The sequence below is a fragment of the Gilliamella sp. BG3 genome, assembly GCF_046635605.1.
Lineage (GTDB): Bacteria > Pseudomonadota > Gammaproteobacteria > Enterobacterales > Orbaceae > Gilliamella > Gilliamella bombi.
The window spans coordinates 1-13,317 of sequence record NZ_JBIDFE010000014.1; the positions used below are offsets into that span (position 1 = coordinate 1).

15 protein-coding genes and 4 tRNA genes are annotated in these 13,317 nt (G+C 35.0%); 15 read left to right on the top strand and 4 right to left on the bottom strand.

Annotated features, from left to right (window positions below; translation table 11 throughout):
• Positions 1–150 precede the first annotated feature (150 nt).
• Together ACGH6S_RS07655 and ACGH6S_RS07660 are read right to left on the bottom strand one after the other, a co-directional pair.
• Positions 151–444, bottom strand: a complete 294-nt coding sequence (locus ACGH6S_RS07655; protein ID WP_411578592.1) for a hypothetical protein — start codon at positions 442–444, stop codon at positions 151–153.
• 433 nt (positions 445–877) lie between these two features.
• Positions 878–2,215: a replication-associated recombination protein A gene (locus ACGH6S_RS07660; RefSeq protein WP_296303043.1), complete on the bottom strand. Its 1,338-nt coding sequence runs from the start codon at positions 2,213–2,215 to the stop codon at positions 878–880.
• A 178-nt stretch (positions 2,216–2,393) separates the two neighbouring features.
• Here ACGH6S_RS07660 and lolA point away from each other — a divergent pair, with 178 nt between their 5' ends.
• The gene (gene lolA / locus ACGH6S_RS07665; RefSeq protein ID WP_065590503.1) at positions 2,394–2,987 is read left to right on the top strand and encodes an outer membrane lipoprotein chaperone LolA; all 594 of its coding nucleotides are present in this window, start codon (positions 2,394–2,396) and stop codon (positions 2,985–2,987) included.
• A gap of 113 nt (positions 2,988–3,100) precedes the next feature.
• Here the strand turns inward: lolA and smpB are convergent, their stop codons facing one another.
• Positions 3,101–3,583, bottom strand: coding sequence for an SsrA-binding protein SmpB (gene smpB / locus ACGH6S_RS07670; protein ID WP_065590504.1), 483 nt, complete (start codon positions 3,581–3,583; stop codon positions 3,101–3,103).
• A 33-nt stretch (positions 3,584–3,616) separates the two neighbouring features.
• Between smpB and ACGH6S_RS07675 the strand changes: the two genes are divergently transcribed.
• Genes ACGH6S_RS07675 through ACGH6S_RS07695 form a run of 5 tightly spaced genes read left to right on the top strand, consistent with a single transcriptional unit; the run spans position 3,617 to position 5,536 of the window.
• On the top strand, positions 3,617–4,078 hold the full coding sequence (locus tag ACGH6S_RS07675; protein WP_081296689.1) for a type II toxin-antitoxin system RatA family toxin: 462 nt from the start codon (positions 3,617–3,619) through the stop codon (positions 4,076–4,078).
• Between the two features lies 1 nt (position 4,079).
• Positions 4,080–4,358 carry an RnfH family protein gene (locus tag ACGH6S_RS07680; protein WP_411578593.1) on the top strand — a complete coding sequence of 93 codons (279 nt, stop codon included), beginning with the start codon at positions 4,080–4,082 and terminating at the stop codon, positions 4,356–4,358.
• A gap of 16 nt (positions 4,359–4,374) precedes the next feature.
• Complete coding sequence (gene zur / locus ACGH6S_RS07685; RefSeq protein ID WP_065590506.1) at positions 4,375–4,809, top strand: zinc uptake transcriptional repressor Zur; 435 nt, start codon at positions 4,375–4,377, stop codon at positions 4,807–4,809.
• Positions 4,797–5,153, top strand: coding sequence for an EamA family transporter (locus ACGH6S_RS07690; RefSeq protein WP_034913647.1), 357 nt, complete (start codon positions 4,797–4,799; stop codon positions 5,151–5,153). The genes zur and ACGH6S_RS07690 overlap by 13 nt, the downstream gene beginning before the upstream one ends.
• Positions 5,153–5,536 (top strand): DMT family transporter, encoded by a 384-nt coding sequence (locus ACGH6S_RS07695; RefSeq protein ID WP_034913644.1) that lies wholly within the window; start codon positions 5,153–5,155, stop codon positions 5,534–5,536. Before ACGH6S_RS07690 ends, ACGH6S_RS07695 begins: the two co-directional genes overlap by 1 nt.
• Before the next feature lie 220 nt (positions 5,537–5,756).
• Here ACGH6S_RS07695 and ACGH6S_RS07700 read toward each other — a convergent pair whose 3' ends face one another.
• Complete coding sequence (locus ACGH6S_RS07700) at positions 5,757–5,972, bottom strand: DUF4177 domain-containing protein (protein WP_065590507.1); 216 nt, start codon at positions 5,970–5,972, stop codon at positions 5,757–5,759.
• A 517-nt stretch (positions 5,973–6,489) separates the two neighbouring features.
• Here ACGH6S_RS07700 and tcdA point away from each other — a divergent pair.
• The 9 genes from tcdA to nusG all read left to right on the top strand — a co-directional run bounded on the left by tcdA (position 6,490) and on the right by nusG (position 13,272).
• Positions 6,490–7,284 (top strand): tRNA cyclic N6-threonylcarbamoyladenosine(37) synthase TcdA, encoded by a 795-nt coding sequence (tcdA, locus tag ACGH6S_RS07705; protein WP_085165909.1) that lies wholly within the window; start codon positions 6,490–6,492, stop codon positions 7,282–7,284.
• A 288-nt stretch (positions 7,285–7,572) separates the two neighbouring features.
• Positions 7,573–10,254: a bifunctional acetaldehyde-CoA/alcohol dehydrogenase gene (gene adhE, locus ACGH6S_RS07710; protein WP_174798897.1), complete on the top strand. Its 2,682-nt coding sequence runs from the start codon at positions 7,573–7,575 to the stop codon at positions 10,252–10,254.
• Positions 10,255–10,418: 164 nt separating this feature from the next.
• Positions 10,419–10,494: transfer RNA gene (locus ACGH6S_RS07715), tRNA-Thr, on the top strand.
• A 33-nt stretch (positions 10,495–10,527) separates the two neighbouring features.
• Positions 10,528–10,612, top strand: a tRNA-Tyr gene (locus ACGH6S_RS07720).
• A gap of 55 nt (positions 10,613–10,667) precedes the next feature.
• A tRNA-Gly gene (locus ACGH6S_RS07725) sits at positions 10,668–10,742 on the top strand.
• Between the two features lie 3 nt (positions 10,743–10,745).
• Positions 10,746–10,821, top strand: a tRNA-Thr gene (locus ACGH6S_RS07730).
• Between the two features lie 183 nt (positions 10,822–11,004).
• Entirely contained in the window at positions 11,005–12,189 is a 1,185-nt protein-coding gene (gene tuf, locus ACGH6S_RS07735; protein WP_065639651.1) for an elongation factor Tu, read from the top strand.
• Between the two features lie 134 nt (positions 12,190–12,323).
• Positions 12,324–12,725, top strand: coding sequence for a preprotein translocase subunit SecE (gene secE, locus ACGH6S_RS07740; protein WP_034913628.1), 402 nt, complete (start codon positions 12,324–12,326; stop codon positions 12,723–12,725).
• Between the two features lies 1 nt (position 12,726).
• Complete coding sequence (gene nusG, locus ACGH6S_RS07745) at positions 12,727–13,272, top strand: transcription termination/antitermination protein NusG (protein WP_034913625.1); 546 nt, start codon at positions 12,727–12,729, stop codon at positions 13,270–13,272.
• The last annotated feature ends 45 nt before the right edge of the window (positions 13,273–13,317 follow it).

Below are 13,317 nucleotides of genomic sequence, written 5' to 3' on the forward strand. Positions count from 1 at the left end.
ATTACCCATGTGAGAGTAGGGTGCCGCCAGACTTTTAAATATAGAGAGCCCAGCAGTCATGCTGGGCTTTTTGCTTTTATATTATTATTTTATGATATGTAAAAAATCACTTAGTTGCTTTTGCTTTATTTTTAGTAACTTAACTTTAATCTATCTTATATTTTTATCTATAACTGATATGTATTTAGGTTTCTTTCTTAAATTTTTTAGTAAGTTTTTATCATCATCTTTCCACCAATATTCTTTATATATAGCTGGTTTTTTAAATTCATAAATGCTAATTAAACCTAACAAACCTGATGGTGAATCGGCCATAAAATCCCAACCGTTCTTTTCAGCACAGTACATTTTTAACTTTTCGTCATACCAAATTCGGTATCCTTTTTTATCTAATATATTGAGTACAGTGTTTGATATATTTGAATATTCAAATAATGCCGGCATAAAATTAATCCTGTTTCATAACTTTAATAGTTTACAACTAGCTGATGTGTGATTATCTCATTTTTAATACAAAACTAACGTAGAAAATCATGCTAGTTGTTTTTGTGTTTTGTATTCAATAGGCGTCATATTATTTAATGCCTCATGATTTTTTCAGTATTATAAATGGTAAGTTATTTTCAATCATTTTCTTTGCTTGCTCCAGGTTGTTAAAAAGATACAGATCTAACACGACATATTTTTAGATAAAAAGCACTTTAATTATTTAAAATTTTATACTCAAATACATGGTTTCCTGAAAGTTTTTAACATTATTTTAAGATTTAAAGGTAGGGTACAAAAATAAGTATGTAGAAATAGTATTTTCCATTTTATAATTATTTTGTTAGATCAAATTCTTTCAGAATATTTTTATAAAAAATAAACACAGCCTCTATTTTTTAGACTTATAACGTTGAATAGAGCTTGAGAGGTTTTGTTCTTCTATCCATGCTAATTTTTCAGTATAATTTTTTTCAGCACCACGAGTTGTTGGGCGATAATATTTTGTATTAGCCATTTCTGGCGGAAAATAATTTTCACCTGCTGCGAAAGCGTTGGGTTCATCGTGGGCGTAACGATACTCAGCGCCATAACCTAAGTTTTTCATTAAGCTTGTTGGAGCGTTGCGTAAATGCTCAGGAACATCGTAATCAGGTTTTGATTCGGCATCAGTCATTGCTTGTTTAAATGCAAGGTAAACTGCATTACTTTTTGGTGCACAAGCAAGATAGATGATTGCTTGTGCAATTGCACGTTCACCTTCAGCAGGACCAACTCTTGTAAAGCAGTCCCATGCCGCAAGCGCGACTTGCATAGCTCTAGGATCGGCATTACCAACATCTTCCGAGGCAATGGCTAATAATCGACGTGCAACATAAAGTGGATCTCCGCCAGCTGATATAATTCTTGCATACCAATACAGAGCGGCATCAGGTGCGGAACCACGTATTGATTTATGTACCGCGGAAATTAAATCGTAAAAACGATCGCCTTGATTATCGAATCTCGCACTACGTTCTCCCATAACTTCTTTGAGTAAATCAGGTGTAAGTTCATGCCCATCTGACATGTCAATTAATAGTTCAAGTGTGTTAAGTGCTCGCCTTGCATCACCACCAACGAAGTCAGCAATTTGTTTTTTTGTTTCTTCGGGTAGATTGATGTTTTTATTACCATAACCACGGTTAGGATCGTCCATTGCCTGTTGTAAAATTTGCTCAATGTCATGGTTGGTTAATGATTTGAGCAAATAGACTCTTGCACGAGATAATAATGCAGAATTTAATTCAAATGATGGGTTTTCAGTTGTTGCTCCAATAAACGTAACAGTACCGTTTTCGACATAAGGCAAAAATGCATCTTGTTGACTTTTATTAAAACGATGAACTTCGTCAACAAATAATATAGTGCGCATCCCTGCTTGCTGATTAATTTTAGCACGTTCAATTGCTTCACGAATATCTTTTATGCCAGATGTAACGGCAGAAACTCGTTCAACTTTAGCATTAGCATGATGAGCAATAATTTCAGCTAAAGTTGTTTTGCCCGTGCCTGGCGGCCCCCAAAGGATCATTGAGTGTAAATTTCCAGCTTCAATTGCTTTTGGTAGCGGTTTATCTTTCCCCAATAGATGAGATTGACCTATATATTCAGCTAGATTACGTGGGCGCATTCTAGCTGCTAATGGTTTAAATTCATCAGTAGTAAATTCAAAAGACATACTCGGCATGGCAGGTATTTATCCGCATTTGTAAAATAAAACCTATTATATACTTGTTATTTTGTAAGTGAAAAAAGAAAAGAAAATATCTTCCCCCAGTGGAATAAAAACGGTAATATTTCGATCATATATAGTAATCAAAATATATTTAACATATTTTTATAGAATAAATACATAAGGATTGATTATGAAAAAGTTTTTACTTTTAATTGGAGCATTAGTTAGTTTATCAGCATGGGCTAGTGATAAAGAAGTATTACAACAACGTTTAGATAAAATTGACGGGTTTTATGCAAGGTTTTCGCAAGATGTGAAAACGGCCGATAATCAACAAGTACAAGAAGGTAAAGGCGATTTATGGGTTAGTAGACCTTACTATTTTAATTGGACGATGAATGAACCTGATGAAACATCGATTATTTCTGATGGAAAGAATATGTGGGTATACACACCAGCAGTTCAACAAGTTAGTGTAATGGACTTGAAAAAAGCGATCGATAACCGATTAATGTTACTAATTACTGACAGTCATAACCCAATTTGGAATGTTTATAATGTCACTCGTAAACAAGATTCGTTTACCTTAAAACCAACAGATGGGTCTAATCAAGACTTTATTATTTCGGTATTACCTACAGGTATGATTTCTAACTTTACTATTATAGAAGAAGATGGCCAACGTAGTTTTTATGACTTGTCTCGACAAACACTAGGTAAAGTCGCATTAGACAAATTCAAATTTACTCCGCCAGCAGGCGTAACTGTTGATGATCAACGTTAGTATATTGCAGATTTATAATGTACTAAAAAAGATAGCGCTAGCAAATCTAATTAAAACAGAAATTGAATCGATATCTACTGCTAGCGTTATATTTTACGAAGTGAATCAAAACATTACCGATTTGCGTTTTTCATAATACGTGCTTTATCAACTTGCCATTGGCGTTCTTTAATATCGGTACGTTTATCGTATTCTTTTTTACCTTTGGCAACACCAATTTTTACTTTTGCCCATGCGTTTTTCCAATATAATGAAAGAGCAACAACCGTATAGCCTTGGCGGTTGATCTGACCAAATAATGAGTTGAGCTCACGCTCATTTAGCAGCAACTTACGATTTCGCATCGGTTCACAAATAACATGCGTTGAGGCAACATTTAACGGCGTAATAGTTGCACCAAATAACCATGCTTCACCATCTTTAAGTAAAACATAGCTATCACTAATATTTGCTTTACCTGCACGGAGAGATTTTACTTCCCAACCTTGCAGGGATAATCCCGCCTCAATTTCCTCTTCAATAAAGTACTCATGGCGTGCACGTTTATTTAATGCAATAGTTGCCGATCCCGGCTTGTGTAATTTTTTCTTAGTCATAATGTGCGTTATTATAGAGTTACGTGATACTATATGCTACTAATTTTAACTTTTTATTTTATTATTATGGCACATGTTTTTCACGAAGTTATTGAGCCCTACTCAATTGAGCAAATGTTTGCTTTAGTTAATGATATAGAAAAATATCCAGAATTCATTCCTGATTGTATCGCAACAGGCATTATTAGAAAACAAGATAATATTATGACTGCCTTTATTAAGGTTGAAAAGTTCGGTTTTAAAAAATCTTTTACCACATTAAATAGAGTTAATGAACCTAACTCAATTGATATAACGCTTTTAGAAGGTCCATTTAAACAATTATCGGGTCGGTGGCAATTTGTTAAAATTACTGAAAACCAAAGTAAAATTAGTCTCAATTTAGATTTTGAGTTCAAAAATAAATTATTAGATATGACTTTTACTCCTATATTTAAAGAAATCATGACTAGTATGGTTAATGCGTTTTCAAAAAGAGCAAGGCAGATTTATTAAAATGATCAATATTCAAGTTGTTTATGCGTTACCGAATAATCCAACAGTAATTAATTGTAATGTTGGTGAGCAAACGAATGTCTTGCAAGCAATTACAAAATCCAATATCTTATCGTTATGCCAGATTAAACTAGATGAACATTTAATCGGCATCTATGGAAAACGTTGTGATCTTAATGAATTGGTTAAAAATGGTGATCGTATTGAAATATATCGCCCTTTAATCAATGATCCTAAAGAAATAAGACGAAGAAAAGCTGCACAAAAAAATTATGGCTAAAGGCAAAGGATATTAAATGCATAATCTGTTAATTGAAAAGATTGAAACTTTATGCAAAAAACGTGGTATTAAACTGACAACGCAACGTCGAACAGTTTTAGATATTATGTTAACGGCAAATAAAGCAATGAGTGCCTATGATCTTTTAGATCTACTAAAAGTAAGCGAACCACAAGCTAAACCTCCAACAATTTATCGTGCACTTGAATTTTTACTTGAACAAGGTTTTATCCATAAAGTGGAATCTTCTAATAGCTATATTATTTGTCCACATTTTCAAGATCCTGAACATATTTCAATTTTATTCATTTGCGATAAATGTCAACAAATCATCGAAAAACATTCACAAGATATCGAACATCAATTTAAACAGTTAGCACAACAAAGTGATTTTTTAATCAAACATAGTGTGCTAGAAATACACGGATTTTGCCAGCAGTGTCAACCTTAATTATTGTTCTTTGGTTAATTAATATTGCCTGTGATACTGTTGGGCAAATTGCATTTAAGTATGCCGCAATTACTTCAAAAAATAAGCAGGGTTTACATTATTGGCAAAAATTATTTAGCAATTTTTGGCTTTGGTTGGGGTTTGGCACATATTTTATCGGTTTTATTTTTTGGCTAGCATTTTTAAGTAAAGTGCCTTTATCGCAAGGTATTTTACTAGGTTCATTTAATATCATAACTGTTATGTTAGCTGGCCGTATCTTATTTCAAGAGCACCTTACTTTATTTCGTATCATTGGTATATTTTTTATTACTACAGGCGTAGTTTTAGTGGGGCTTACGTAATGAAAAAATTTTATATTATTGGATTTATTTTACTATTATTTTTTGACACATTTGGTCAAACAAGCTTTAAATTAACGGCAATATCAGCTATGCCATTTGAAGTGAGTATTGATTGGTTAATCCGTATTTTTACTTATGGTTGGGCTTATTTAGTAATGCTTGGCTATACAGGGGCATTTGTCACTTGGATGGTATTATTAAAAAAAGCCCCAGTGGGTCCAGCTTTTGCCGCTTCTCATTTACAGGTGGTTACAGTAATGTTGGTATCGGTTATTGTTTTTGATGAGCAAATTACATTGACACGCATGCTTGGTGGGTTATCTATCATTATAGGTATTGTTTTTTTAGCTCTAGCAGAGCAAAAATTACAGCATAAATCTTAAAGTTGCCTATTTTATACTGAAACATAGTGTTTCCTGAAACTTTTTAACAAAGAATTAATACTTCTAATTTACTAATTTAGCAATTAGCCAGTTTGAGTTTATCTTATTTAGTAGAAATAATATGCCCTAATGAGCATATTGATTTTCAACCTTACAACTATTAATTTAAAATATTATTACCTGTAATGGATTATTTTAATAAAAATTCTTTTGAGGTTGTTTAAATACGGTCACGCTCAAGGATAACAATGTGAGCTTCTCGATTCCAGAATAAGAACAAGCGACGTATCTCTCTTTCCATCGTTACTACACGCCAGCCTGCTTCAGCATTTTTATTTAGTAACTCGGTAAACCTAGCTGGATTAACATTAGCTGATCCAAAAAGAAACGAAGAAAAAGCGTTTTCTTGATAAATAACTACCTTATATTCTTTCATAAAAAATTAAAACTCCAATAATTTATTTAAATTAAGATTAAAAATTTTTAATATTATATACTGTTAAGACTTTAGTATCTAGCGTATAACAATTTTGTTTGATCTAAAAAATAGATATGTTCAATCTATATTAAAATTGTTAACTATTTTAATATATAGCTCTATTTTGCTCGACGTTAGCCTGACTAAGCACGAGGGTATTACGGCCTGATAGGTTATTAGACCCTTTATCTACTTTGTTCAAGCTAAAGGTACAATTGCTTGGTATGAAATGGCAAATTGTAGGAAAAACTAATAAGTTAAACAAATACACATAATATTTTACCGATTACTCATCGTTGATGATGATGTAGCTGACCTTTATAAGAGTTATGAATTTGGTTTTTTATTCGTGAAAGGTATAATATCTCTAATACTTATTGATAAGTTCTTTATATAAAAAATATTACAGTTATAATTTGTAAAAAAGTTTCAGGAGAGTAGTTGTTTTAGTATAAAACACTATTATTAATTATTGATGAATAAAGAATCTTACTTTCAACGTTTTAGCGGTATAGCTAGGCTTTATGGTGAGTCGGCTTTGCAATGTTTTTCACAAGCGCATATTTGTGTAATTGGTATCGGTGGTGTAGGTTCTTGGGTTGCTGAATCGCTAGCGCGTAGTGGTATTGGTCAAATTACCTTAATTGATATGGATGATGTTTGTGTAACAAATACAAATCGCCAAATTCATGCGTTAAAATCCAATATTGGCAAAGCTAAAACCTCGGTTATGGCTGAACGCATTTTACAAATTAACCCTGAATGTATCGTGAATGAAATTGATGATTTTATTAATTCAGATAATGTTGGTGAATATTTAGGAACAAAGCAATCCCCATGTTATCACTATATTATTGAAGCAATTGATAGTGTACATGATAAAGCGGCTGTGCTTGCATATTGTAAGCGACAAAAATTGAAAGTGATTACCATTGGTGGAGCTGGTGGACAAAAAGATCCAACCCAAATTAAAATTGCAGATTTGGCAAAGACAATTCAAGATCCATTAGTAGCAAAGTTACGTGAAAAACTAAAGTATAATTATAAATTAAATAAAGATAGCAAAGGTAAATACGGCATTCCTTGTGTATTTTCGACTGAGCAATTAACGTACCCTTCTAAAAATGGACAAGTATGTTTAACAAAAAGTGAAGCAGATGGACCTAAAAAAATGGACTGTGAGTCAGGGTTCGGCGCAATTACAACAGTTACAGCCACCTTTGGTTTTGTGGCGGTTAGTTATGTGCTAAATAAATTGTGTAACACATAATTTTTTAAAACTAGTCCTTTTTCTTCCATAACAAATTCCATTAATAATAACCATTTTTGAATAAAAATGGTTCCTTTTTTTATATCTATTTCTTTTTTAGTGACTAAATACATAAAAATTAGTTACTTTTCGTAACATGCTTTTTTTTATTCAATATATTATTGTATAAAGTAAAAATCTGATTTACGATAACGTCAATTTCGTTTTGTCATTATGCTTAAGCATTAAATAGTTTCAAGGAAGACGCCAAACGATCCCGATTTATTTTTTAATTTCAAGGAGAAATCTATGGCAGTAACTAACATGAATGAGTTAAATGAGTTAATGGCTCGAGTCAAAAAGGCACAGGAGACTTATTCAACTTATACTCAAGAACAAGTCGACAAAATCTTTGTAGCAGCTGCGACAGCCGCTGCTGCGGCACGTATTCCACTTGCGCAACAAGCTGTTGCAGAGTCAGGAATGGGAATTGTCGAAGATAAGGTCATAAAAAACCTTTTTGCCGCTGAGTATATTTTAAATAAATATCGTCACGATAAGACTTGTGGAGTCGTTGCTGAAAATGAACCATTCGGTACTATTACTATAGCAGAGCCACTTGGTATTATTTGTGGAATTGTTCCAACAACTAACCCAACTTCAACTGCGATTTTTAAATCATTAATTAGCTTAAAAACTCGCAATGCAATTGTCTTCTCTCCACATCCTCGAGCTAAAAAATCAACTATTGAAGCTGCTCGAATTGTATTAGATGCCGCAATTAAAGCTGGCGCACCAAAAGATATTATTGGTTGGATTGACGAGCCATCTATCGAATTATCAAATGCATTAATGCACCACGATGATGTGTCTGCTATTTTAGCAACTGGTGGACCAGGCATGGTAAAAGCCGCTTATAGTTCAGGTAAACCTGCGTTAGGTGTTGGTGCAGGTAATACACCAGTTGTTATAGATGAAACAGCTGATTTGAAACGTGCTGTTGCCTCAGTACTTATGTCTAAGACATTTGATAACGGGATGATCTGTGCATCAGAACAAGCAATTGTTGTTGTTGATTCTGTCTATGATGAAGTACGTCGCTTATTAACTCAATATGGTGCATATGTCTTAAATGCTAAAGAAACTAAAGCAGTACAAGGTATTATTTTAAACGACAAAGGCGCCTTAAATGCCAATATTGTTGGTCAGCCAGCAACTAAAATTGCTGAAATGGCCGGTCTTAAAGTTCCAGCTGGTTCGAAAGTACTTGTTGGCGAAGTAAGTAAAGTTGATTTATCTGAACCGTTTGCTCACGAAAAACTTTCTCCAACGCTTGCTATGTTCAAGGCTAAAGATTTCTCTGAAGCTGTTGATAAAGCAGAAAAATTGGTTGAAATGGGTGGAATGGGGCACACTTCAGTCCTTTATACTGATCAAGATAGCAATCGTGAACGTATTGCTTATTTTGGTAGTAAAATGAAAACTTGCCGTATTTTAATAAATCAACCAGCGGCTCATGGTGGTATTGGTGATTTATATAATTTTGATTTAGCGCCATCTTTAACATTAGGATGTGGCTCTTGGGGGGGTAACTCGGTATCTGAAAATGTTGGACCGAAGCACTTAATCAATAAGAAAACAATCGCTAAGAGAGCAGAAAATATGTTATGGCACAAACTACCAAGTTCTATCTATTTTAAACGTGGCTCACTACCAGTAGCTTTAAGTGAAGTGGTTGAGCAAGGTGCAAAACGTGTATTTTTAGTAACAGATAAATTCCTATTTAATAACGGTTACTCAAAACAAATCACTGATCAATTAGAAGCACAAGGTGTTATTTGTGAAACTTTCTTTGATGTTGAAGCAGATCCAACATTAAGTGTCGTGCGTAAGGGTACTGATTCAATGCAAGCATTCCAACCAGATACAATTATTGCGTTAGGTGGTGGTTCACCAATGGATGCTGCAAAAATCATGTGGGTTTTATATGAGCACCCTGAAACTAAATTCGAAGAGCTAGCATTACGTTTTATGGATATTCGTAAACGTGCTTGCCACTTCCCAAATATGGGGCAAAAAGCAAAATTAATTTGTGTAACAACCACATCAGGTACAGGCTCTGAAGTAACTCCATTTGCCGTGGTTACTGATGATGCAACAGGTCAAAAATATCCATTAGCGGATTATGCTATTACGCCTAATATGGCAATAGTTGATGCAAATTTAGTGATGAATATGCCTCGCTCACTTTGTGCTGCTGGAGGCTATGATGCTGTAACGCATGCTTTAGAAGCTTACGTATCAGTTATGGCAAGTGAGTTTTCTGATGGGCAAGCGCTACAAGCGCTAAGCATACTTAAAGCTTATTTACCAGCAAGTTATAGAGAAGGCGCTAAAAATCCTATTGCTCGAGAAAAAGTGCATAGTGCAGCAACGTTAGCAGGTGTTGCTTTTGCTCAAGCATTCCTTGGCGTTTGTCACTCAATAGCTCATAAAATTGGTGCAGCATTCCATATTCCTCATGGTGTTGCTAATGCGATGTTAATTAGTAATGTTGTCCGTTTTAATGCAACCGACAAACCAACTAAACAAGGTACGTTTAGCCAATATGGTTATCCTAAAGCAGTTAGCCGTTATGCCGAAATTGCTGATCATTTAGGTCTAACCGCAGCTACGGATAATGATGAGAAGAAAGTCGAGAAATTAATTGGTTGGTTAGATCAACTTAGAAAAGATCTTGATATTCCATTTTCTATTAAAGAATTTGGTGTGGATGAAAAAACTTTCTTGGCTCAAGTCGATCAGCTTGCAGTTGATGCCTTTGATGACCAATGTACTGGTGCAAATCCACGTTATCCTCTAATTGCTGAGCTAAAACAGATCCTTCTTGATACTTATTATGGTCGTGCATATCAAGACAAAGGCGATATTAGCGAAGATGTAGCGGTACAAACAGCGGCTAAAGGTGTAGGGACAACTAAAAAAATGTAGTTAAAAAGAAATAACATAAGTTTATTTTGAACTAAATAAAACCCGAAATAAGCATAAATTTCGGGTTTTTTTATGTTTTTGATTTATTTTTAAGCAAACAAAATAAAATTTGTTTTTTTTGCTTGCAAGGTTAAATGTTCTAGTTCATAATGCGCAGCACTTAGGCCGGCTTAGCTCAGTAGGTAGAGCAACTGACTTGTAATCAGTAGGTCGCCAGTTCGATTCCGGCAGCCGGCACCATTTTCCTAAGTAGACAAATTTATAAAGATTCGGGGTGGGGTTCCCGAGCGGCCAAAGGGAGCAGACTGTAAATCTGCCGTGTCACACTTCGAAGGTTCGAATCCTTCCCCCACCACCATCATCTAATATTAGCAATAGCTAATTGAAGCATTTAGGTAGCCGAGTTTGAACATGCGGGCATCGTATAATGGCTATTACCTCAGCCTTCCAAGCTGATGATGCGGGTTCGATTCCCGCTGCCCGCTCCAATTGCTGATATAGCTCAGTTGGTAGAGCGCACCCTTGGTAAGGGTGAGGTCGGCAGTTCAAATCTGCCTATCAGCACCATTCTTGTTAATCTCCTAAACTTCTAAAAATATCAAATTTGCCTGCTTTATAGCTTGTCACTCGGTAACTTTATCTGTTATCATTCAGAGCTAATTTTAAGTTAGTATTATGTTGATATTAAATATGATACTTGGTTAATGTGGTGATTCACCACCGATTTGTATTACATTTGAGGGACGATAAATGTCTAAAGAAAAATTTGAACGTACAAAACCCCACGTTAACGTTGGTACAATCGGCCACGTTGACCACGGTAAAACAACTTTAACTGCTGCAATTACTTCTGTACTTGCTAAAAAATACGGCGGTCAAGCTCGTGCATTCGATCAAATCGATAACGCACCAGAAGAAAAAGCACGTGGTATCACCATCAACACTTCACACGTTGAATACGATACACCAACTCGTCACTATGCACACGTAGACTGCCCAGGCCATGCTGACTATGTTAAAAACATGATCACTGGTGCGGCACAAATGGACGGTGCTATCTTAGTAGTAGCAGCAACAGATGGTCCTATGCCACAAACTCGTGAACACATCCTTTTAGGTCGTCAAGTAGGTGTTCCTTACATCATCGTATTCTTAAATAAATGTGATATGGTTGATGATGAAGAATTATTAGAATTAGTTGAAATGGAAGTACGTGAACTTCTATCTCAATATGATTTCCCAGGTGATGATACTCCAGTAATTCGTGGTTCTGCGCTTAAAGCGTTAGAAGGCGATGCAGCATGGGAAGACAAAATTGTTGAATTAGCAGAAGCATTAGATAGCTACATTCCAGAGCCAGAGCGTGATATCGACAAACCATTCCTATTACCAATTGAAGACGTATTCTCAATTTCAGGACGTGGTACAGTAGTAACTGGTCGTGTTGAACGCGGTGTAATCAAAGTTGGTGAAGAAGTTGAAATTGTTGGTATCAAGCCAACCACTAAAACAACTTGTACTGGTGTTGAAATGTTCCGTAAATTACTTGACGAAGGTCGTGCAGGTGAAAACGTTGGTGTATTACTACGTGGTACAAAACGTGAAGAAATCGAACGAGGTCAAGTACTTGCAAAACCAGGTTCAATCACTCCACATACTGATTTTGAATCAGAAGTGTATATTTTAAGCAAAGATGAAGGTGGTCGTCACACTCCATTCTTCAAAGGTTACCGTCCACAGTTCTACTTCCGTACAACTGACGTAACTGGTACTATCGAATTACCAGAAGGTGTAGAAATGGTAATGCCTGGAGATAACATCAAAATGACAGTATCATTAATTCACCCAATCGCAATGGCAGACGGCTTACGTTTTGCGATTCGTGAAGGTGGTCGTACTGTTGGTGCGGGTGTTGTTGCTAGGGTTATTAAATAATCTAGTATTAGCTACCAATAGAAAGGGTATCAATAGATGCCCTTTCTTATCTAGTCTGTTTAGCAAAATGTTTTTGATAAAAGAGCATTTTGGAAAATAGATATTACTATAAATAACATAATTATGGGTTTTATATGCTAGTAAGTAACGAGAGTCAAGATTCAAATACTATTCTAGACAAATTTAAGTGGTGTTTAGTTTTAGTATTGATTGCATTTGTTGTTTGGGGAAATTTTTATTTTGCTGAACCAAATGATATATATCAACCTAATACAATCGTTCGGATTATTGCAGTTGTTGTAATTTCGTTATTAACGCTGTTAATTGCGATTACAACAAACATGGGTAAGTCATTTTTGTTATTTTTACAAGAATCTAGAAAAGAATTAAGAAAAGTTGTATGGCCAACACGTAAAGAAACAGCACAAACAACTTTACTTGTTGCAGCTATTACACTTTTTGTTGGTTTAGCGCTTTGGGGGATGGATACAGTATTCCGTTTAGTCATCTTTTATTTAACATCAATAGGGCGTTAATATGAGCGAAACACAACAAAAGCGATGGTATGTTATTCAAGCTTATTCTGGGTATGAAGCGAGGGTTGCACAATCATTACGTGAATACATCAAATTACATAATATGGAAGATGCATTTGGTGAAGTTTTAGTACCCACTGAAGAAGTTGTTGAAATGAAAAGTGGTCAACGCCGTAAAAGTGAACGTAAATTCTTTCCTGGTTATGTGCTAGTTGAAATGATGATGAATGATGCAACTTGGCATTTAGTAAAAAGTGTACCAAGAACAATGGGATTCATTGGTGGTACTTCGGATCGACCAGCGCCTATCAGCCAACGTGAAGTTGATGCTATCATGAATCGTTTACAACAAATAGGTGATAAACCACGCCCTAAAACACTATTTGAACCAGGCGAGCTTGTTCGTGTTAATGAAGGTCCATTTGCTGACTTTAATGGTGTAGTAGAAGAAGTTGATTACGAAAAAAGTCGCTTGAAAGTATCGGTTTCTATTTTTGGACGTTCAACGCCTGTAGAGCTAGATTTTAGTCAAGTTGAAAAAAGCTAATCTTTTGATATAGTTTTTCACTGAATTAGCTGTATCTTTTAGAAA